Origin of the sequence: Pseudomonas sp. NPDC087615 (genome assembly GCF_044743445.1) — a bacterium.
Lineage (GTDB): Bacteria > Pseudomonadota > Gammaproteobacteria > Pseudomonadales > Pseudomonadaceae > Aquipseudomonas > Aquipseudomonas baetica_A.
Genome location: NZ_JBIUWM010000035.1, coordinates 25,152 through 45,884, shown reverse-complemented (window position 1 = coordinate 45,884; position 20,733 = coordinate 25,152). Strand labels below are relative to the sequence as shown.

Genomic DNA, 20,733 nt, shown 5'->3' with positions numbered 1-20,733 from the left:
TCCTTGTGATGGTTGGGCCGGGGAGTCTGGCCAAAAGCTGTTCGTCCTTGGAGGCCTTTCTTGAAAAAAAGATCCTTCCTACAGCGAAAGGAAAAATAGCCTTCTTATTTGTTCTCCGCCAACACGTAAAACCGTTCGCGTGGGGATCAGCATCAGTCAGGCCAATTCCACGCCGGCTCATCCAACACCCGCTGCCCGACAATCCCGGTCTGGCCCAGCGTCTTTTCCAGCACGATGCAGTTGCACTCCGGGTCTTGCTGCAACGCCGAAATCAACCGCCGCGCATGGGACACCACCCACACCTGAGACTGCTCAGAGGCGCGGATAATCAAGCGTGCCAACGCCGGTAAGAGATCCGGGTGCAGGCTGGTTTCCGGTTCGTTGAGCACCATCAGTGACGGCGGTCGCGGTGTCAGCAATGCCGCGACCAGCAGCAGATAGCGCAACGTTCCGTCCGACAACTCCGCCGCCGACAGCGGTCGCAACAACCCTTCCTGATAAAACTCGATGGCGAAACGTCCTCCCGCCAACGGAGCGATGTCGAGCCGTGCGCCGGGAAACGCATCGCTGATGGCGGTGCGCAGCGCTTCGGGATCACCGATTTCGACGATGGTCTGCAACGCCGCCGCCAGATCCCGGCCATCGTGATGCAACACCGGCGTGCGCGTGCCCAGTTGTGGCTGGCGCGCCGGGGCGTCGGCATCGCTGCGAAAGTGGTCATAAAAGCGCCAGCGCCGAATGAATTCGCGCATCTGGAACACTTCCGGTGAGCTGCGCAAGTTGCCGACCTGATCGAACAGGCTGTCGAAGTTCGGTGTGTGTTGCGCCAGCACGTCCCAGCGGCGGCCTTCGCGGGCGCGGATCATCGGGCCGTCGCGATCCACCAGTAGGCTGGCCGGCCGGTACAGTGGCCCGGCCCAGATGCATTCCTTTTTGATTTCTGGATCAAGCGAGAAACAGGAGTGGGTTGGCGCAGGCAAACCGAGGGCAATCGAATAACTGAAATCCTCTCCGGCAAAGCCTAGGCGCAGACGCTTCACGCCCTGGCGCACCGTCGGCTCGATCGCCACTTCGCCGTTGCGCATGCGCCGGCTGATGGTTTCCGGTCCGGCCCAGAAGGTTGAGTCCAGTCCGCCTTCGCGGGCCAGCGCATTGACCACGCCACCCTGGGCGGTCTCCGCCAACAGACGCAAGGCCCGATAGAGATTGGATTTGCCGCTGCCGTTGGGGCCAGTGATCAGGTTCAGACGGCCCAGCGGGATCACCAATTTATTGATTGAGCGGTAATTGGCCACCGCGAGGGTCTTGAGCATGGGGCTCCTCATTGATCGTTCCGGCGCTCGGCGTGGGAATGCACCCCGTGAACGACCGCAGGGAGTATAGGGATCGGGCATACAGACGCGGAACCCTGTTCTAAGCTCACAGTCGTATCGTCACTTGCACGTTCGTACACAGGAAGGAGTCTGCATGGCGAGTCCCGGATTGAAAACAGCAGTCATGCTGGGCCTGTTCACGTTGTTGAGCGCTTGCGGCAAGAAAGAAGCGCCTGAGGACTACTTGCCACGGGTCTTTGTGCAAGTGGTGAAACCCGCTGAATACGCCGCCGCCGTGACCCTCACCGGTGACGTGCAGGCGCGGGTGCAGGCCGAGTTGTCGTTCCGGGTCGGTGGCAAGATCATCCAGCGCATGGTCGATGTCGGTGACCGCGTCAGCGCCAAACAAGTGTTGGCCAAACTCGATCCCAAGGATTTGCAGACCAATGTCGACTCCGCCCAGGCGCAAGTGACCGCCGAACAGGCGCGGGTCAAGCAGACGGCTGCCGCGTTCGTGCGTCAGCAAAAACTGTTGCCCAAGGGTTACACCAGTCAGAGCGAATACGATTCCGCGCAGGCAGCATTGCGCAGTAGCCAAAGTGCGTTGAGCGCAGCGCAGGCGCAATTGGCCAATGCCAAAGATCAACTCAGCTATACCTCATTGATTGCCGATGCACCGGGCATCATCACCGAGCGTCAGGCCGAAGTCGGCCAGGTGGTTCAGGCGACTGCGCCGATCTTCACGCTGGCCCGCGACGGTGCTCGTGATGCGGTGTTCAACGTGTACGAGTCGCTACTGGCCGAGCGTCCTTCGGATCGTTCGATTGTGGTCAGCCTGCTGGATAACCCGGCGATCAAAACCACCGGTACCGTGCGCGAAATTACGCCGGCGGTGTCGGCGCAGTCCGGCACGGTGCAGGTCAAAGTCACCCTCGACAGCCTGCCGCCGGGCATGCAACTCGGCTCGGTGGTCAGCGCTACTGCCAAGGGCAGTGGCACGTCGGCGGTGGAACTGCCGTGGTCGGCGCTGACGAAAAAAGTCAGTGAACCGGCGGTGTGGAGGGTCGACGACCAAGGTGAAGCGCAATTGCACACGGTCACGGTCGGCCGATACCTGACCGGCAAAGTCATCATCAGCGACGGCCTCAAGGGCGGCGAGAAAGTCATTGTGGCCGGCGGGCAGTTGTTGCATCCGGGCATCAAAGTCGAGATTGCTGAAAACACCTATAAGGATCTGCAGCCGGGAGCACAGCCATGAAACGTCAGGGGCTGTTGTTCATGGCGGTGTTGTTGGCCGCGTGCTCGAAAAGCGAGCCGCCGGCGGAACCGGTGCGTCCGGTGCTGTCGATCAAGGTTCAAGCGGTGAACGAGGAAACCCTTGGGCGTTTTGCTGGCAGCATTCAGGCGCGTTACGAGAGCAATACCGGTTTTCGCGTGGGCGGGCGCATCGCCAGCCGTAACGTCGATGTCGGCGCCGAAGTCGAAAAGGGCACGCTGCTCGCTACCCTCGACCCCTCCGACCAGCAGAACCAATTGCGTTCAGCCCAGGGCGATCTGGCACAGGTCCGGGCGCAATTGATCAACGCTCAGGCCAACGCTCGGCGTCAGCAAGCACTGTTTGATCGCGGGGTCGGCGCGCAAGCGCAACTGGACATCGCCAATACTGATCTGAAAACCACCCAGGCTTCGCTGGAGCAGGCGCAGGCGGCGGTCAATCAGAGCAAGGATCAACTCGGCTACACCCAGTTACGCTCCGATCACAAAGCCGTGGTCACCGCGTGGAACGCCGAGGCTGGGCAAGTGGTGACGGCCGGCCAGCAAGTGGTGACCCTGGCGCAGCCCGATATCAAGGAAGCGGTGATCGACCTGCCCGACACCCTGGTCGATCAGATCCCCCGCGACGTGGTGTTTCTGGTCGCCGCGCAACTCGACCCGAGCATCAACGCCACAGCGACCCTGCGCGAAATCGAGCCTCAGGCACAAAGCGCTACGCGCACCCGCCGCGCACGTTTGACGCTGGCCGATACCCCGAGCGGTTTGCGTCTCGGCACGGCGATCAGCGTGACCCTCAGTTCGGCGATCAAACCACGCATCGAATTGCCCGCCACGGCGATACAGGATGTCGATGGCCAATCGCGCGTCTGGGTGATCGACACCCAAAGCAAAACCGTCAGCCCTCGCGACGTCAGCGTGATCAGCCGCACCGACGGCGCCGTGGTGCTGGCTGGCGGTGTGAAGAATGGTGAGCAAGTGGTCAGCGCCGGCGTCAACAGCCTCAAACCCGGACAATCCGTGAATCTTGACGAGGACAGTCAATGAAAGGCTCTTTCAACCTCTCCGAATGGGCCATCAAGCATCAGTCTTTCGTCTGGTATCTGATGTTCGTCGGATTACTCATGGGGGTGTTCTCGTACTTCAATCTGGGGCGTGAAGAAGACCCTTCATTCACCATCAAGACCATGGTGATCCAGACCAAATGGCCGGGCGCGACCCAAGAGGAAACCCTCAAGCAGGTCACCGACCGTATCGAGAAAAAACTCGAAGAACTCGACTCCCTCGACTACGTGAAAAGCTACACGAGGCCCGGTGAATCAACGGTCTACGTGTACCTGCGCGACACCACCAGTGCCAAGGACATTCCGCAAATCTGGTACCAGGTGCGCAAGAAAGTCGACGATATTCGCGGCCAGTTTCCCAAAGGCATTCAAGGGCCCGGATTCAACGACGAGTTCGGTGACGTCTACGGCTCGGTATATGCGTTTACCACCGACGGCCTGACGATGCGCCAGTTGCGCGACTACGTGGAACAGGCCCGGGCCGAGATCCGTGATGTGCCGGGGCTGGGCAAGATCGAGATGGTGGGTCAGCAGGATGAAGTGATCTACCTGAATTTCTCCACGCGCAAACTCGCGGCGCTGGGCATCGATCAGCGTCAGGTTGTGCAGAGCCTGCAATCGCAGAACGCCGTGACCCCGGCAGGGGTGATCGAAGCCGGGCCTGAGCGGATTTCCGTGCGGACCTCGGGGCAGTTCGCCTCGGAGAAAGACCTGGCCGAGGTGAATCTCAAGCTCAATGACCGCTTCTACCGTCTGGCCGACATTGCCGACATCAGTCGCGGTTACGTCGACCCGGCCACGCCCGAGTTCCGCTTCAACGGCAAACCGGCCATCGGTCTGGCTATTGCCATGCAGAAGGGCGGCAACGTTCAGGCCTTCGGCAAGGCCCTGCACGAGCGCATCAATCAGCTCACGGCTGATTTGCCGGTCGGTGTCGGCGTTCACACCGTGTCCGATCAGGCCGTGGTGGTGGAAGAGGCGGTCGGCGGTTTCACCAGCGCCTTGTTCGAAGCGGTGATCATCGTCTTGGTCGTGAGCTTCATCAGCCTCGGCGTGCGCGCCGGTCTGGTGGTGGCGTGTTCGATTCCGCTGGTGCTGGCGATGGTGTTTGTGTTCATGGAATACAGCGGCATCACCATGCAGCGGATCTCCCTCGGCGCACTGATCATTGCCCTCGGCCTGCTGGTGGACGATGCGATGATCACCGTGGAGATGATGGTCACGCGCCTGGAAATGGGCGAAACCAAGGAGCAGGCCGCCACGTTCGCCTACACCTCGACGGCGTTCCCGATGCTCACCGGTACGCTGGTGACCGTGGCCGGGTTTGTGCCGATCGGCCTCAACGCCAGTTCGGCCGGTGAATACACCTTCACCCTGTTTGCGGTGATTGCAGTGGCGATGCTGGTGTCGTGGGTGGTGGCGGTGTTGTTCGCGCCGGTCATCGGTGTCCACATTCTTAGCGCCAATGTGAAGCCCCATCAGGCCGAGCCCGGGCGCATCGGGCGGGCTTTCAACGGTGGTTTGCTGTGGTGCATGCGCAACCGCTGGTGGGCGATCGGCATCACTGTGCTGTTGTTCGCGCTGTCGGTGTTCTGCATGCGGTTTGTGCAGAACCAGTTCTTTCCCTCGTCGGATCGGCCGGAAATTCTGGTCGACTTGAACCTGCCGCAAAACGCCTCGATCAACGAGACCCGCAAGGTCGTCGACAAACTGGAAGAAACCCTCAAGGGTGATCCGGACATCGTGCGCTGGAGCACTTATATCGGTCAGGGTGCGATCCGCTTCTATCTGCCGCTCGATCAGCAATTGCAAAACCCGTACTACGCACAACTGGTGATCGTCAGCAAAAACTTCGAATCACGCGAGGCCTTGAGTCAACGTTTGCGTGAGCGCTTGCGCAAAGATTTCGTCGGCATCGGCAGTTATGTCCAGGCACTGGAAATGGGCCCGCCGGTCGGGCGTCCGATCCAGTACCGGGTCAGCGGCAAAGACATCGATCAGGTGCGCAAGCACGCCATCGACCTGGCCACCGAGCTGGACAAGAACGCGCACATCGGCGAGATCATTTATGACTGGAACGAGCCGGGCAAAGTCCTGCGCATCGACATCGCCCAAGACAAGGCCCGCCAACTCGGGCTGTCGTCCGAAGACGTGGCGAACGTGATGAACAGCATCGTCAGCGGCTCGCCATTGACCCAGGTCGATGATGATATCTACCTGATCAACGTCGTCGGTCGCGCGGTGGACTCCGAGCGGGGCACGCCAGAAACCCTGCAAAACCTGCAGATCGTCACGCCCAACGGCGCGTCGATTCCGCTATTGGCATTCGCCACGGTGCGTTATGAGCTGGAACAACCGCTGGTGTGGCGTCGCGACCGATTGCCGACCATCACCATCAAGGCGTCGGTGCGCGACGACATCCAGCCGACCGATCTGGTGAAACTGCTCAAACCGTCGATTGATGCCTTCGCCGACAAACTGCCGGTGGGCTACAAGGTCGCCACTGGCGGTACGGTCGAAGAAAGCGGCAAAGCTCAGGGGCCGATTGCCAAGGTTCTGCCGCTGATGCTGTTCCTGATGGCGACCTTCCTGATGATCCAGTTGCACAGCGTGCAGAAGATGTTTCTGGTGGCCAGTGTCGCGCCGCTTGGGCTGATCGGCGTGGTGCTGGCGCTGGTGCCGACCGGTACGCCGATGGGCTTCGTGGCGATCCTTGGGATTCTCGCGCTGATCGGCATCATCATCCGCAACTCGGTGATCCTCGTGACGCAAATCGATGAGTACGAGAGCAAAGGCTACGCGCCGTGGGATGCGGTGGTGGAAGCGACCGAGCATCGACGCCGGCCAATTCTGTTGACGGCGGCGGCGGCGAGCATGGGCATGATCCCGATCGCTCGGGAAGTGTTCTGGGGGCCGATGGCGTACGCGATGATCGGCGGGATCGTCGTGGCGACGTTGTTGACGCTGCTGTTTCTGCCGGCGCTGTATGTGGCCTGGTACAAGATTCACGAGCCGAACAAAGACGCTTCAACATCGGCCCATTGAGTGCGCCTGTTACAGCTTTGGGAACGGTCTGACTTACAACCGTGATTTATTGCGTTACCGTCCCTCCTCCATTTGGAGGAGGACACCCGATGTCGACTGTCGCTTGCTGGCTGCGCCAACTGCTGTTGATGGCCGGCCTGTGCCTGTCGCCCTCATCGCTGGCCGAGACGTTTCTGGAAAACCCGCTGTGGCGGGTGCAGATCGACCCGGCGACGCTCGCGTTACGGGTCACCCCGGCCAACAGCGCGACCGTGCAGGCCTCGACAGGCGTGCAAGCGCACAAGGTCAGTCAGTTGGTCAGACGCGGCAATCGCCTCGATTGGCAATGGGACGATGGCGCCTGGTCGCTCAGCGTAGAACTCGATCAGCGTGACCTGTCCTTCTCGATCAGCGCGCGCGAACCCGCCGAACTGGAGTTCCTGCGCCAACCCGGCAGCGCCATGGGCAAAGGCCTGATCTGGCCACTGGCCGAAGGGCATTACGTGCCCCGGGCTGATCCGGTGTGGCGACAGTTTTTGCTGGGGCAGGGCGAATTCAACACGACCCAGGACCTGAGCCTGCCGCTGTGGGGCGTTGAGCATGATGGTTTCAGCCTCAACTGGTTGCTGACCAACCCCTACAACAATCAACTGCTGTTCAGCGCTGACGGCGACACGCTGGCATTGGCGGCGCGGCACCAATTCACTGCACTCGCACCTTCAACGCCGCTGACCTTCAGCCTGTACCTGGGCGCGGCCGAGCCGTTGGCGGGGGCCAAGCGCTACCGGCAATGGCTGATCGATAACGGGCGCTACGAAACCCTGACCAGCAAACTTGAGAAAACCCCGCAGGCCAACAAGTTGTTGGGTGCCAGTCATGTCTACCTGTGGGGCAATGATCTGCTGGGGTCAAAGGATGTGCGCGACTGGCCGGCACTGCTCGGCAAGTTACGCGGCCAGGGCGAGCTCGCCAGCGCGCTGCGCGCCGGGATGGATCGTGAGGCATCGCAACTGCTCGCCACCCAAACGGTGGTCAATCGCTACCCGCAAACCGTCCTGTTGCGCGGTCTCAACCGAGCGCTGGCCACGCAGGCGCGCAAAACCTGGCAGGCCCGCGCGGAGCCCGACATGCAAGCGCTGGTCGACGGTTACGCTGCGCTGCGTGCGCAGTTGGCCGCTGAGTTTGTTGACGCCTTGACGGACGACCCTAAGCGTTGGGGCAGTACCTTATCGCTCGATACCGTCAAACGCTTGCAGAGTGCCGGGCTGACACGCCTGTGGCTGGGGCTCGGCGAAGGCTGGGAGGGTGGACTCTGGCATCCGGAGGTGGTTCGCGCTGGCGTGGCGGCGGGGTATCTGATGGCGCCGTATGACTCCTACGAGACGGCGCTGAGCCGTGACGAGAACCCGGACTGGACGACGGCGCACCTGGGGGACAAAGCCAACGTGGACTGTGCCATCGTGCTGGAAAGTGGTGAGCCGAAAACCGGCTTTCAGCAGTCGGGCCATTACACCGATCCTCGTTGCGTGCGCCCGTTGCTGGAGCAGCGAGTCAAAGCGGTCAGCGCTGCCGCTGGTTTCAACAGCTGGTTCCTCGACGCCTATGCCACGGGCATGGTGTTCGACAGCTATCGGCCGGGCTCGACGATGACCCAGGCGCAAAACGCTGAAGGTAACGTCCAGGCATCACGCTGGATCAATGAAGCGCTGCAACTGCCCAGCGGTTCCGAGGACGGCAACGCGACGACGGCGCAGGGCGTGTTGTTCGCCCATGGTATGCAGACGCCCGTGATCGGATGGGGCGATGTCGACATGAGCAAGAACCGCGACTCCGAATACTTCACCGGCCAATGGTATCCGCCCGAGCAGCCGACGGTGTTCTTCAAACCGGTGCCGATTAAAGCGCCGTACCGACGTATTCACTTTGATCCGGCCAGCCGTTTGCCACTGTACCAAGCGGTGTTTCACGGCTCGGTCATCACCACGCATCACTGGTTGTTCGACAGCCTGAAGCTGAGCAACGTGCGGGTAGAAAACGAACTCACGCAATTGCTCTACAACGTGCCGCCGCTGTATCACCTGAGTGCGGCGACGCTGGCGCAGCGCTTACCTTTGATTGCGCGGCAGGATGCGTTTTTCCGCCCGCTGCATGAGCGGCTGGCCACTCAAGCACTCACCGGTTTCCAATGGCTGAGCGAGGATCGGCAGGTGCAGCAGACTTCATTTGAAGACGGCACTCGACTGCTGGCCAATTTTGATCAGGCGGCGCGAGAAGTGCAGGGGCAGACCTTGCCCGGCGAGAGCATCACGGTGTTGACGCCCGACGGCGCCGTTAGCCACTACCGGGTGCAGGCTGCTCCCTGACTCAGGCCTTGCGCCAGACGCTGGCCAGCCAGGGTTGTTGCTCGCGTGGCAGCCCTGCGGGGCGGAAGTAATGTTCCAGTTCGACAAACCCGGCAGTGGTGAGCAACCGGTGCCACGCCTCAAGGTCGTGATACGCGCCATACCGCGGCCCGTTCCAGCCCTCGCTGTTATCCCCGCGTGGATTGGAGCTGAACAGCACGCCACCCGGTTTCAGGGTGTCGCGCAACTGCTGCAATACCCGTGGCAACTCCTGCAAGGGCACATGAAAGAGCACGGCGTTGGCGAAAACACCGTCAAAGCGCTCTGAAGGCAGATCGAGTTTCAAAAAGTCCTGCTGCAAGACCTCGCAACCGCTGTCCTCGCGGGCCATGCGCGCAAATTCCTGCGAGCCATCCAGCCCGACCGCGACGTGGCCCAAACGCGTGAACGTCTGCAAGTCACGCCCCGGGCCGCAGCCGAAATCCAGAATGGTGAACGGCGCGGCACCCTGAATGTGCCGCAACAGCGCATCAATGTTCTGGCTGACATCGTGATCGCGCGTGCCTTCGCGAAAGTCTTCAGCCACCGAGTTGTAGTGACCGAGGGTGGCGGCGGTGATCTGTTGGAGGTCGGAGGGCGTCTGCTTCATGGCTGGGCTGCGTGGGGCGATGGAGGTTTGGCGAATATACGCCATCAGGCTGGGGGCTGCTGCGCAACCCATCGCCAGCAGGCTCGCTCCCACAGAGGAACGCATTCCAACTGTGGGAGCGAGCCTGCTCGCGAAAGCGGTTTTACTGGCGACAAAGTACTTCAGCCAGAAGGTTTCACCCCCAGACAATCAATCGAACGATCCACCATCGCCTTGGCAATCTCCAGCAAATGCCAGACCGAAAACACCATGGCCCGGTCCGCGCCTTTCAGATGATCGCCACACTGATCCGCCGAAACGGAAGCACAGCGCAGAAGGTCAGCGAGATAGAGCTGGGCGTCTTCAAAACTGACGTCTTCGCTGACGTTGTAGAAGCGCAGTTCATCAGGCGGGGAGGGTTGCTTGCCGGTGAGGTAGAAGTCGATGGCGCGGTACAGCGCGGAGCGGTCTTTGAACTGCTCGCTGGAGGGTTCGGTTTCGGTGGTTTTTTCTGCAGGTGGGTCGGGAACGATTTTTTTCATAGGTACAACTCCTAGTGATGATTGGAGTCAACCAAGTTCGCGACTAAACGAGCAGGGGTGGCGGCTGCACGCAGGTTAGTCGACCGGTCACCAGGCTACCCGGCGCACCCGAAGGTGCCCTGCGCACAGCCACCATTACGATCAGGCAGGAGAAATCAACTGAGACAAGGTGGCGCTGTGCGCCCGGTAGGATCCGGGCGACTAAACCCGATCACTGATGAGCAGTGACGGGCCGAGACTAGCCATCGGATTTGGCAGGCGCAAGCGCTCGGAATGATCTAGGAAATGTCCTGTAAAGGAAAGCGAACAGGCCTGTAGGCTCTCTGATTTTCCTGTACGAAATTTTCCCTTTTCGGTGTGAATCGCTACTCACGGCGAAGCATAAAACCCCGACGTCTGTGCAATACATATGTACCGCACCGCGTTGTCCGCTTCGGGATGTAATGACGCCTGCGCGATAGACGACTGTCGCGATGTCTGCCCGGTTTTTTTCAGGGGAGATTCACTTAGAAAAAAGGATTTTTTCATGAGCATTGTTCGCAAACCCGCTACGACCTCGCCGACCACCCGTAGCCCGGCAGACGTAGACTCACCCCGCAGAAGACCCGGCAACCCACTGGGCGGCGATGGGCCTGCGATAAAGATTTTTCGCCCTGATGCGGAGCAAGCACAGGTGGAGGTTGTCCGCGACCCTGACGCGTCGGTCCCGGCAGTCACTGTTACACCGTTGCTGTCTGCCGAGATTTTGCCTATCCACCCCGAGGTTAAAACACTAGAGCACTATGTGTTGAAACCTCCGGAAAAACTGGCTGTGGCCAATGCTCAAGGCTTCAGGGTGGTCAAGGGGCGGCTGTACGTCGATATCGCTCCCGGCAAGATCGTCCAGGTCAGGCGAGACCGAATGACCGATGAGTATCGAGCGACCCTGTTGTCGGAACTGGAGCCCTCGGGACCGGTACTGTTTTTCGATCCGCAAAGCAAAACCTGGAAACTCGAACGCGACCGCATTCATACCGGCAAGGATGACGTGTTTGAGCTCGGACTCGACTCGGGCACCACTCTGGTGGCGCGTGGGTTGGGGCAATTTCCTGCGGAGCAGGCAGCAATCATTCGCTCGGAGTTGCGAGTGGTCCAAAGCACGTTCTCTGATGCCAGTCGGGCAATCGCGCTGAAATACCAGGAAGCCGATGCAGTCTACGAAAGCTACTTTGGGACCGACCACAAAACCGTTTCGCCGCGATTCTCCGAGTGCGTCTCGCGAGGATTGGCACTTTCCAAAGAGTATCAAGGGTTTTGGGGGGAGGATAAATTCCTCGGGGTTGATACTGCCGGCAATCACTTGGCCTGGATGTACAAAGGTGATTTTCATGGCCGGGTGTTCATCAATCGCAAATACCTGCGTGCCGGGGCGTTGAGCCTGACGCTGGGCCATGAAATGTTGCACACCAACAGAATCGATCGGTTCGCGGCCATCGGGCCCAACGCGGCGGATTATTTCTACCTGGGCGTCGAAGCGCGCGGTTTTCTGAAGTCGGAGCCGCTAACCGTTTACGACGTTCCGGAGCGCGGTGTTTCCGAGGTCATCATGCGCGGTGGACTGACAGTCGAATATTTGAACGTCTTTATGAGCGACCACAGTGAGTTCCTGTCTGGGGTCAGCCATTACCTGGGAATGCGCAACGTTCCGGATCTTCAGACGGCCGTTGATCTGTTCAATGCAAACCCGCAGATGCGCGCGCACATGGCCGCCAATAATGCTGAAAGCATTATCTGCGCGACAAAGAGCATGCAAGAGTTGCATCGAAGCAAAACTGAATATGCATGGCTCGACAGCCTGATCGAGGATCTTTGAGTTGAATTCGGCGGCGCCGAGTCTGCACCTGTTAGTTCTTACAGTATCGGAGCGAGCCAAAAGCGCTCAGTCTTCACGCATGTGTATGACGGACGCCGCCGACCATGATTGTTCACCACGACACTGCCACGCCGACGCTGTCTGTCATCGATCCTCGATCGATGATTCTGCGCAGCATTGGCTATTGCCGACATCCGGACCAGCCCGACATCGACCCGCGCATCACTCGGCAAATGTTCGATGCGGCTGGACGTCAGGTGGCGTCGTGGGATCCGCGATTGTGGGGAACGGCGCCGAAACCGAATCTGGCCACGGCTTATGGGCTGAGCGGTCAGGCCTTGCTGACGGACAGTGTCGATGCGGGTTGGCAGTTGAGTTTGCTGGATCAGACGGGTTTGACCTGTTCGTTCTGGGATGCACGAGGTAGCCAGCGTCACACCGAATTCGACGAACAGCAGCGTCCGGTGGCACTGAAGGAGCAGGCCCGTGGCGAGCCATCTCATGTGGTCGAGCGATTGACCTATGCCGCTGCCGGCGATGCGTTCGCGCAGCACAACCAGTGCGGTCGCCTGATCCGCCATGACGATCCGGCCGGTAACCGCATCATCAACGACTACGGTCTGACTGGTGCCGAGCTGACCGAATCCCGGTGCTTTCTGACAGCGCTCGACCTGCCTGACTGGCCCACCGAGCCCGACGTCCGTGACGAATATCTTGAAGAAAAGTCGTACATAACCCGTCACGCTTTCTACCCGACGGGCGAACTGCAACGTCAGACCGACGCAATGAACAATAGTCAGACCTGCGACTACAACGTGGCGGGCAAACTTTCCGTGACCTGGCTGCTGCAGGCCGGTGAAACCATGCAAGCCAAGTGCTTGGCCAGTGATATCCAATACAACGCTCAAGAACAGATCGAACGTGAGACCGCCGGAAACGGCGTCGTCAGCCGCGCTGAATACAGCCCTGATGACGGCCGGTTGCTCAGCCTGATCGCCGGTCTCGGCGAGCAATCTCCATTGCAGAATATGCACTACGCCTACGATCCGGTGGGCAACATCGTCAGCCTGGAAGATAAAACCCAGGCCGTCACGTACTTCAATCACCAGCGCATCGAGCCGATCAGCCGTTATCGCTACGACAGCCTGTATCAACTGGTTGAGGCCAAGGGCTGGGAAGTCAGTCAGCCGAGCCATGGCCCGGCGTTACCGGATCTGCTGCCCACACCACTGGACCCTAATCAACGGCGCAACTACACCCAGACATTCGACTACGACACGGCGGGCAACCTGATCACCCGACACCACAGTGGTGCGCCGGGGTTTTCGATGTTCACCTCCGCGCACAGCAATCGGAGTTTGGGCCAACATGACGACGGCTCGTTACCGGGAGAGCCGCAGATCACCGTCGGATTTGATATGGCGGGGAACCTGTTGGAGTTACGGCGCGGGTTGGCCATGGACTGGGATGTGCGCAATCAGTTGAGTCAGGTGACGTTGGTCAAACGCGAGGGCGAAGCTGACGACTACGAACGGTATGTCTATGACCGACCCGGTCATCGATTGCGTAAAACGTACTTCAGTCAAGCATCCGGGCAAATCCTGATATCAGAGGTGCGTTATCTGCCGGGCATTGAGATTCATCGCGAAACGAACGGAAAAGAACGGCATGTGATCAGCATCGACGCTGGGCGTAATCAAGTGCGAGTACTGCACTGGCCCGGTGCCGATGAAGGCGATCAACTGCGCTTCAGTCTGAGTGATCACCTGGGTTCCAGCACGCTGGAATTGGATGATGATGCGGGAGTCTTGAGTCAGGAACACTATTACCCCTTCGGCGGGACGGCCTGCTGGGTGGGTAAAAGTGCATGGGTGGCGAAGTACAAAACCATTCGTTATTCGGGCAAGGAGAGGGATGCGACCGGGCTCTATTACTATGGACATCGGTATTACGCGCCATGGTTGCAGCAGTGGGTCAGTGCCGATCCCTTGGGGGAAATTGACGGCCTTAACTTATTTAAAATGGTAGGGAACAATCCAGTCATTTTCACTGACGAGCGAGGAACGGTGCGCGGACTCAGTGAATTTTTAAGAGGTGAAAGTAAAGCAGAGTCAGCTAAAAAAACTCACTTCAAACAGCATTTGCTGCCCAGCATAATGGCCCGCAAAGAGACGGACAAAAGCTTTGCCATCGTTCGACTGAAAAAACTGGCAAGGGTAAACAACGCGGGCGCTGCCGAAGAATTGCTTGAGGCGGCTGTGGGCGTTATTGCCAACGCCACACCCACGATCAACTTCGCGGTCGAAGGTCTTAATGAATTACGGGGTACTGTTGTCGAGAATATGTGGCAGCGGGGATTGGAACCCGGGTTTGCTTCTGAAATGCGAGATGGATTTGAAATGGGTATGTACGACTATGCGCACTCTCCCTCCAGGATTATCAAAGAGTATGGATCTGTGGATCATCCAAAATTCAGTGGAGAGATGCGACCTGTGTACGGAGCATTGAAGCTTTCTGAGAACCTAGCCAGCGCTGGAGGAGCATCGGCATATGGCTCGGCGGCATTCTATTTGCCGGATGAGTCCCGCCAATACATGACGTTGACTGGCGTTGATAGTTTTGATCTGAAGCCATCAATCAATCACCTGGCTTCATTTGATAATTTGTATCCCTTGTTCCACGACATGGAGCTTGAGACTTGGAGAGTGTTAAACAGGGTTATTGAGGGAAGTGACGAAGGTCTCTTGTCACCTCCCGAATATGTGGAGTGGCAAGCCCATAGCGCCGTCAGTTGGAAAAATATGACCGATCTGGTTTTTCAGAATCAGCAAGATATGGACAGTGTGGTCAGTCAGCAAAGCACTCGACAGTTTTTGAAAAAAAATGCCATTCCTGTGCGTGTTGTAGGTTGAATCAGCAATCTGTTTGCCTACGTCTTGTGGCTTGAGCTCCCAAGCCACCGGCACCAATCATCGAAGCAAAACTGAATATGCATGGCTCGACAGCCTGATCGAGGATCTTTGAGTTGAATTCGGCGGCGCCGAGTCTGTACCTGTTACTTCTTACAGTATCGGAGCGAGCCAAAAGCGCTCAGTCTTCACGCATGTGTATGACGGACGCCGCCGACCATGATTGTTCACCACGACACTGCCACGCCGACGCTGTCTGTCATCGATCCTCGATCGATGATTCTGCGCAGCATTGGCTATTGCCGACATCCGGACCAGCCCGGCATCGATGCTCGTATCACTCGGCAAATGTTCGATGCGGCTGGACGTCAGGTGGCGTCGTGGGACCCGCGATTGTGGGGAACGGCGCCGAAACCGAATCTGGCCACGGCTTATGGGCTGAGCGGTCAGGCCTTGCTGACGGACAGTGTCGATGCGGGTTGGCAGTTGAGTTTGCTGAACCAGGCGGGTTTGACCTGTTCGTTCTGGGATGCACGAGGTAGCCAGCGTCATACCGAATTCGACGAACAGCAGCGTCCGGTGGCACTGAAGGAGCAGGCCCGTGGCGAGCCATCTCGTGTGGTCGAGCGATTGACCTATGCCGCTGCCGGCGATGCGTTTGCGCAGCACAACCAGTGCGGTCGCCTGATCCGCCATGACGATCCGGCTGGTAACCGCATGATCAACGACTACGGTCTGACCGGTGCCGAGCTGACCGAATCCCGGCGCTTTCTGACAGCGCTCGACCTGCCTGACTGGCCCACCGACCCCGACGTCCGTGACGAATATCTTGAAGAAAAGTCGTACATGACCCGTCACGCTTTCTACCCGACGGGCGAACTGAAACGTCAGACCGACGCAATGAACAATAGTCAGACCTGCCACTACAACGTGGCGGGCAAACTTTCCGCGACCTGGCTGCTGCAGGCCGGTGAAACCATGCAAGCCAAGTGCTTGGTCAGTGATATCCAATACAACGCTCAAGAACAGATCGAACGTGAGACCGCCGGAAACGGCGTCGTCAGCCGCGCTGAATACAGCCCTGATGACGGCCGGTTGCTCAGCCTGATCGCCGGTCTCGGCGAGCAATCTCCATTGCAGAATGTGCACTACGCCTACGATCCGGTGGGCAACATCGTCAGCCTGGAAGATAAAACCCAGGCCGTCACGTACTTCAATCACCAGCGCATCGAGCCGATCAGCCGTTATCGCTACGACAGCCTGTATCAACTGGTTGAGGCCAAGGGCTGGGATGTCAGTCAGCCGAGCCATGGCCCGGCGTTACCGGATCTGCTGCCCACACCACTGGACCCTAATCAACGGCGCAACTACACCCAGACATTCGACTACGACACGGCGGGCAACCTGATCACCCGACACCACAGTGGTGCGCCGGGGTTTTCGATGTTCACCTCCGCGCACAGCAATCGAGGTTTGGGGCAACGGGATGACGGTACTTTGCCGGGAGAGCCACAAATAACGCTGGGCTTTGATGACTGCGGCAATCAACTGGAGCTGCAACGCGGACAGGCTATGCTCTGGGACATCCGCAATCAGTTGGTGCGGGTGACGTTGGTCAAACGCGAGGGCGAAGCTGACGACTATGAGTCGTATGCCTATGACCGACCAGGCCATCGGCTGCGCAAGGCAATTTTCAGCCAATCCAATCGCCGGACTTTGCACAGTGAAATCCGTTATCTCCCTGGCCTGGAAATCCATCGACAGGCCAGTGGCGAAGTACGCCATGTCGTCCGCGTCGAAGCCGGACGTTGCAGCGTTCGAGTGTTGCACTGGCCCGAAGGTAATTACGTCGACCAACAGAGGTACAGCCTCAGCGATCATCTCGGTTCCAGCACATTGGAACTGAATGAACAAGCGACTGTGCTAACCCAGGAACACTATTATCCCTTTGGCGGTACGGCGTGCTGGGCGGGTAAAAGTGCATGGGTGGCGAATGACAAAACCATTCGTTATTCGGGCAAGGAGAGGGATGCGACCGGGCTCTATTACTATGGACATCGGTATTACGCACCATGGTTGCAGCGCTGGATTAGTCCGGATCCAGCTGGAGAAATCAATGGTTTGAACATTTTCTGTTTTGTTGCAAATAATCCTGTCGCTAGGAAAGACGTGGATGGGAGGTTTTTTTACGAAGGTAAAGATGATTCTGTGGAAACGGCACTCATCGACTCGGAGAAACTGATTGTTGCACGAGGACTTGATGCGTTTCCTATGGACCAAGCGTCTGTAATAAGCTCGCAGTTGGCTGAAGTGGAGCAGGTTTTCGCAGAGGCAACTTATGTGTTAACGCAAGGGTATGCAGAAACTTCAGGAATCTTGCAGAGTTACTTTGGTCCGCAATACAGCGCGGTAGAAAGCAGGCTTCCGGGAATTTGGACGCGTGGAAGGGAGCTGGCTAATGCCTACAGTAGGCCAGCGGCGAGAGGAAAGTTTTTAGGTTTTATAGCGGGCCCAGGAACAGCGAGGCACTCAAGTGCAGAGGTTAGACCTGACGATTTTTATGGGCGTATTGCTATTAATCTAGACAGAGTTAATGGCAGCTCGGGTATGGTATTGGGGCATGAATTAATGCACTTGAACAGGGTTAACCGGGTTAGAGCGGTCGGGCCTGGTGCGGTAGATAACTTCTACCTGAACTCTAATTCGCCGGAGCTTTTGAATTACCCAGTGATGCAATATGATTTGCCTGCTCGAGGTCTGTCCGAAGCCATCATGCACGGCGGTTTGAATCTTGTTTTTTTACAACAGTACACGGCGTCTCATCGTGATTTCATTACGTCGGTTGGTAACTATATGGGGATGCCGGATATATTGGATCTTGAAACGTCGATTGAAATGTTTAATCAGGCTCCTCATCTGCGTGCGGAAATGGCGGCTAATAACGCGGATAGTCTTGTTTTCGCAGCAAAAAGTATGAGTGATCTGTATCGATCCAGGCAGGAAGATAACAATTTATTCAACAATTTGCTTTATGGTTGAAATTCGATGCGGGTGACTCGATAGCTACACTCCAACAAAAGGTTGAGTGACTTGGGGGGTGTACCCCAAGCCACAATGAACAAGAACAACCCACTCAACGCTTGTTCAACCCCCGCGCCAACCGATCGCCACCCAGCTGAATCACCGCCACCAACGCCACCAGCAACACAATCACGGTCAACATGATCTGGCTGTCAAAACGCTGATAGCCGTAGCGATAAGCAATGTCGCCCAGGCCACCGGCACCAATCGCCCCGGCCATGGCCGAGGAGTTGATCATCGTCACCAAGGTGATGGTGAAGCCGCCGACAATTCCCGGCAGCGCTTCGGGCAACAGCACATGCCAGACGATGTGCCAGCGCCGGCAGCCCATGGCTTGCGCGGCTTCGATCAGACCGTGATCGACTTCGCGCAGGCTGACTTCGGCAATCCGCGCAAAGAACGGCGTCGCCGCAATCGTCAGCGGCACCGCCGCCGCCCACACGCCGTAGGTGGTGCCGACGATCAACCGGGTAAACGGAATCAGCGCGACCATCAGGATCAGAAACGGGATCGAGCGGAACAGGTTCACGAATGCGCCCAATGCGCGATTCAGCACCGGCGCCTGGTAGATCCCGCCCTTGTCGCTGGTGACCAGAATCACCGCCATGGGAATCCCCACCAGCAGGGCGATCAGCGACGACACACCGACCATCACAAACGTGTCGATCAACCCCTGTAGCAAGCGTTCAAACCACATAACCCGACACCTCCACCCGTTGCGCCCAATCACTCGCGCGTTGACGCAACTGCTCGGTGCTCAGCGATGATCCACTGACGGACAGCAGCAGTTGCCCCAGCGCGTGGCCCTGAATCCGTTCCACACCGCCCTGAAGCAATTTCACCCGGCCGTCGAGTGCGGCGAACAAAGCTGCCAGGTCCGGCTCATCGCCGGCCGCCCCAGTGAACTGCAAACGCAGCACCACAGCGGCTCCCGGCGAGGGCGGTAGCGTGTGCAAACGGCTCTGCAATTCTTGTGGCAAAGCGTGTTGCAGCGGTGCGAGCAACGTCTGGCTGACCGCGTGCTGCGGGTCGCCGAACACTTCCCAGACCGGGCCTTGCTCGACGATCCGCCCGTGCTCCAGCACCACGACGCGGTTGCAGATTTCGCGGATCACCGCCATCTCATGAGTGATCAGCACGATGGTCAGGCCCAGACGTTTATTGATCTCGCGCAGCAGGCCGAGGATCGACTGCGTGGTCTCCGGGTCGAGTGCCGAAGTGGCTTCGTCGCAGAGCAGAATGTCCGGGTCGTGAACCAAGGCGCGGGCGATGCCGACGCGCTGTTTCTGGCCGCCGGAAAGCTGTGCCGGATAGGCCTTGTGTTTGGCTTGCAGACCGACCAGTTCAAGCAGTTCGCGAACCTTTTTCTCGCGCTGTTCTTTCGGCACCCCGGCCACTTTCAGCGGCAGTTCGACGTTCTGCCAAACGGTTTTGGCTGACATCAGATTGAAGTGCTGGAAGATCATGCCGATCCGACGGCGCAGGGCGACCAGACGGTCCTCGTCGAATTCGCCGATGTCCACCTGATCGATCAGCACCCGGCCCGAGGTCGGTTGTTCCAGACGATTGATCGTGCGGATCAGTGACGACTTGCCCGCGCCGCTACGGCCAATGATGCCGAACACCTCGCCGCGCTGGATGGCCAGATCGATGCCTTGCAGGGCGGCGACCGGGCCTTGTCGGCCGTTGTAGGTTTTACCGAGGCCAATGAAACGCACATGGGCGCGGTTCAAGTCGGGATGCAGTTCGGTGCGTTCAGCAAAGTGCTGTGGCTCTGGAACCTCCAGTCGCCGTTGAATTGCAGTCGTCATGCTCAGCTTTCCCAACCGGCCTGATACAGCTTGCCGTGGGCCTTATCCAGCGCCGCGCGAACCGCTGGCGAGTGCTGGTAGATGTCGACGAATTTGATCAGGCGTGGATCGGTTTTGCTCTTCGGCTGGATCACGAACTGGATCACGTATTCCTTGTGATCGAGGCCGTCGAACAGCAATGCGGAGCCGGCATCGAAGGTCTTGGCCAGACGAATATAGGCCGGGTAGCCCTGCACCAGATCGGCGTCGTCATAGGCGCGCACCAGTTGCACGGCTTCGACCTGAAGGATTTTGATGTTCTTTGGATTAGCGACGATGTCGTCTTCGGTGGCCTTGTAGCCGACGTCCGGTTTCAGCGTGATCAACCCCGCCTTGGCCAGCAGTTGCAGGCCGCGCCCGCTGTTGATCGGGTCGTTGGCGATGGCGACGCTGGCGCCTTCGGGCAACTCGTCGAGGCTTTTGTATTTCTTCGAGTAGAGACCGACGTTGTTGATGATCCCCGGGGCGAACGGCACCAGATCAAAACCGGCAGCGGCTTTGGCGTTTTTGAGGAACGGGATGTGCTGGAAGTAATTCACGTCGATGTCGCCGGCGGCGAGGCTGACATTGGGCGCGATCCAGTCGGTGAACTCCACCAATTCAACGGTCAGACCTTGTTTGGAGGCCTCTTCGACGGCGGCTTCCAGGGGAATGGCGAAGGCGGCGGTGGTGCCGATTTTCAGCGGGGCGTCAGCGGCGAAGACCGCCGAGCTGAACAGGCTGAGGGCCAGGGCCAGTGCTTTGACTGGGTGGGACAGGAGTTTCTGGGTCATGGTGGTTTTCCAGTCAGTGCATGAAGTGTGTGGTGTCTGGTCGGGCCTCATCGCTGGCAAGCCAGCTCCCACAGGTTTTGTGA

The 20,733-nt window shown here is 58.7% G+C and carries 13 protein-coding genes; 7 read left to right on the top strand and 6 right to left on the bottom strand.

Going from position 1 to position 20,733, the window contains the following annotated elements; genetic code table 11:
* Nucleotides 1-152 precede the first annotated feature (152 nt).
* Entirely contained in the window at nt 153-1,313 is a 1,161-nt protein-coding gene (locus tag ACIOU6_RS17910) for an AAA family ATPase (RefSeq protein ID WP_401138400.1), read from the bottom strand.
* Nucleotides 1,314-1,467: 154 nt separating this feature from the next.
* Between ACIOU6_RS17910 and ACIOU6_RS17905 the strand changes: the two genes are divergently transcribed.
* From ACIOU6_RS17905 to ACIOU6_RS17890, 4 genes are all read left to right on the top strand, one after another.
* The gene (locus ACIOU6_RS17905; protein WP_401138397.1) at nt 1,468-2,571 is read left to right on the top strand and encodes an efflux RND transporter periplasmic adaptor subunit; all 1,104 of its coding nucleotides are present in this window, start codon (nt 1,468-1,470) and stop codon (nt 2,569-2,571) included.
* Nucleotides 2,568-3,632 carry an efflux RND transporter periplasmic adaptor subunit gene (locus ACIOU6_RS17900; RefSeq protein ID WP_401138394.1) on the top strand — a complete coding sequence of 355 codons (1,065 nt, stop codon included), beginning with the start codon at nt 2,568-2,570 and terminating at the stop codon, nt 3,630-3,632. The genes ACIOU6_RS17905 and ACIOU6_RS17900 overlap by 4 nt, the downstream gene beginning before the upstream one ends.
* Entirely contained in the window at nt 3,629-6,694 is a 3,066-nt protein-coding gene (locus ACIOU6_RS17895; RefSeq protein WP_221731003.1) for an efflux RND transporter permease subunit, read from the top strand. The genes ACIOU6_RS17900 and ACIOU6_RS17895 overlap by 4 nt, the downstream gene beginning before the upstream one ends.
* 89 nt (nt 6,695-6,783) lie before the next feature.
* A complete protein-coding gene (locus ACIOU6_RS17890) occupies nt 6,784-9,036 on the top strand; it encodes a glycoside hydrolase (protein ID WP_401138390.1) in 2,253 nt (750 codons plus the stop codon).
* 1 nt (nt 9,037) lies between these two features.
* Here the strand turns inward: ACIOU6_RS17890 and ACIOU6_RS17885 are convergent, their stop codons facing one another.
* Both ACIOU6_RS17885 and ACIOU6_RS17880 read right to left on the bottom strand, forming a co-directional pair.
* Entirely contained in the window at nt 9,038-9,664 is a 627-nt protein-coding gene (locus ACIOU6_RS17885; protein ID WP_221731005.1) for a bifunctional 2-polyprenyl-6-hydroxyphenol methylase/3-demethylubiquinol 3-O-methyltransferase UbiG, read from the bottom strand.
* Nucleotides 9,665-9,825: 161 nt separating this feature from the next.
* Nucleotides 9,826-10,185: a DUF6124 family protein gene (locus tag ACIOU6_RS17880; RefSeq protein WP_401138385.1), complete on the bottom strand. Its 360-nt coding sequence runs from the start codon at nt 10,183-10,185 to the stop codon at nt 9,826-9,828.
* A 526-nt stretch (nt 10,186-10,711) separates the two neighbouring features.
* Here ACIOU6_RS17880 and ACIOU6_RS17875 point away from each other — a divergent pair.
* From ACIOU6_RS17875 to ACIOU6_RS17865, 3 genes are all read left to right on the top strand, one after another.
* Nucleotides 10,712-12,037 (top strand): hypothetical protein, encoded by a 1,326-nt coding sequence (locus ACIOU6_RS17875; protein ID WP_260455750.1) that lies wholly within the window; start codon nt 10,712-10,714, stop codon nt 12,035-12,037.
* Nucleotides 12,038-12,141: 104 nt separating this feature from the next.
* Entirely contained in the window at nt 12,142-14,949 is a 2,808-nt protein-coding gene (locus ACIOU6_RS17870; RefSeq protein WP_401138382.1) for an RHS repeat domain-containing protein, read from the top strand.
* A gap of 216 nt (nt 14,950-15,165) precedes the next feature.
* The gene (locus ACIOU6_RS17865; protein WP_401138379.1) at nt 15,166-17,985 is read left to right on the top strand and encodes an RHS repeat domain-containing protein; all 2,820 of its coding nucleotides are present in this window, start codon (nt 15,166-15,168) and stop codon (nt 17,983-17,985) included.
* Nucleotides 17,986-18,079: 94 nt separating this feature from the next.
* On the opposite strand, the gene ACIOU6_RS17860 is transcribed toward ACIOU6_RS17865, so the two are convergent.
* Genes ACIOU6_RS17860 through ACIOU6_RS17850 form a run of 3 tightly spaced genes read right to left on the bottom strand, consistent with a single transcriptional unit; the run spans nt 18,080 to nt 20,650 of the window.
* On the bottom strand, nt 18,080-18,724 hold the full coding sequence (locus tag ACIOU6_RS17860) for a methionine ABC transporter permease (protein ID WP_401138376.1): 645 nt from the start codon (nt 18,722-18,724) through the stop codon (nt 18,080-18,082).
* Nucleotides 18,714-19,838: a methionine ABC transporter ATP-binding protein gene (locus ACIOU6_RS17855; RefSeq protein ID WP_401138373.1), complete on the bottom strand. Its 1,125-nt coding sequence runs from the start codon at nt 19,836-19,838 to the stop codon at nt 18,714-18,716. Before ACIOU6_RS17855 ends, ACIOU6_RS17860 begins: the two co-directional genes overlap by 11 nt.
* Before the next feature lie 2 nt (nt 19,839-19,840).
* On the bottom strand, nt 19,841-20,650 hold the full coding sequence (locus ACIOU6_RS17850) for a MetQ/NlpA family ABC transporter substrate-binding protein (RefSeq protein ID WP_401138370.1): 810 nt from the start codon (nt 20,648-20,650) through the stop codon (nt 19,841-19,843).
* Nucleotides 20,651-20,733 lie beyond the last annotated feature (83 nt).

What these genes read in the sequence shown, in the direction of transcription:
- ACIOU6_RS17870 (WP_401138382.1), top strand. Translation starts at nt 12,142, where the DNA reads ATGATTGTTCACCACGACACTGCCACGCCGACGCTGTCTGTCATCGAT.
- ACIOU6_RS17875 (WP_260455750.1), top strand. Translation starts at nt 10,712, where the DNA reads ATGAGCATTGTTCGCAAACCCGCTACGACCTCGCCGACCACCCGTAGC.
- ACIOU6_RS17885 (WP_221731005.1), bottom strand. Translation starts at nt 9,664, where the DNA reads ATGAAGCAGACGCCCTCCGACCTCCAACAGATCACCGCCGCCACCCTC.
- ACIOU6_RS17850 (WP_401138370.1), bottom strand. Translation starts at nt 20,650, where the DNA reads ATGACCCAGAAACTCCTGTCCCACCCAGTCAAAGCACTGGCCCTGGCC.
- ACIOU6_RS17895 (WP_221731003.1), top strand. Translation starts at nt 3,629, where the DNA reads ATGAAAGGCTCTTTCAACCTCTCCGAATGGGCCATCAAGCATCAGTCT.
- ACIOU6_RS17890 (WP_401138390.1), top strand. Translation starts at nt 6,784, where the DNA reads ATGTCGACTGTCGCTTGCTGGCTGCGCCAACTGCTGTTGATGGCCGGC.
- ACIOU6_RS17910 (WP_401138400.1), bottom strand. Translation starts at nt 1,313, where the DNA reads ATGCTCAAGACCCTCGCGGTGGCCAATTACCGCTCAATCAATAAATTG.
- ACIOU6_RS17880 (WP_401138385.1), bottom strand. Translation starts at nt 10,185, where the DNA reads ATGAAAAAAATCGTTCCCGACCCACCTGCAGAAAAAACCACCGAAACC.
- ACIOU6_RS17865 (WP_401138379.1), top strand. Translation starts at nt 15,166, where the DNA reads ATGATTGTTCACCACGACACTGCCACGCCGACGCTGTCTGTCATCGAT.
- ACIOU6_RS17900 (WP_401138394.1), top strand. Translation starts at nt 2,568, where the DNA reads ATGAAACGTCAGGGGCTGTTGTTCATGGCGGTGTTGTTGGCCGCGTGC.
- ACIOU6_RS17905 (WP_401138397.1), top strand. Translation starts at nt 1,468, where the DNA reads ATGGCGAGTCCCGGATTGAAAACAGCAGTCATGCTGGGCCTGTTCACG.
- ACIOU6_RS17860 (WP_401138376.1), bottom strand. Translation starts at nt 18,724, where the DNA reads ATGTGGTTTGAACGCTTGCTACAGGGGTTGATCGACACGTTTGTGATG.
- ACIOU6_RS17855 (WP_401138373.1), bottom strand. Translation starts at nt 19,838, where the DNA reads ATGACGACTGCAATTCAACGGCGACTGGAGGTTCCAGAGCCACAGCAC.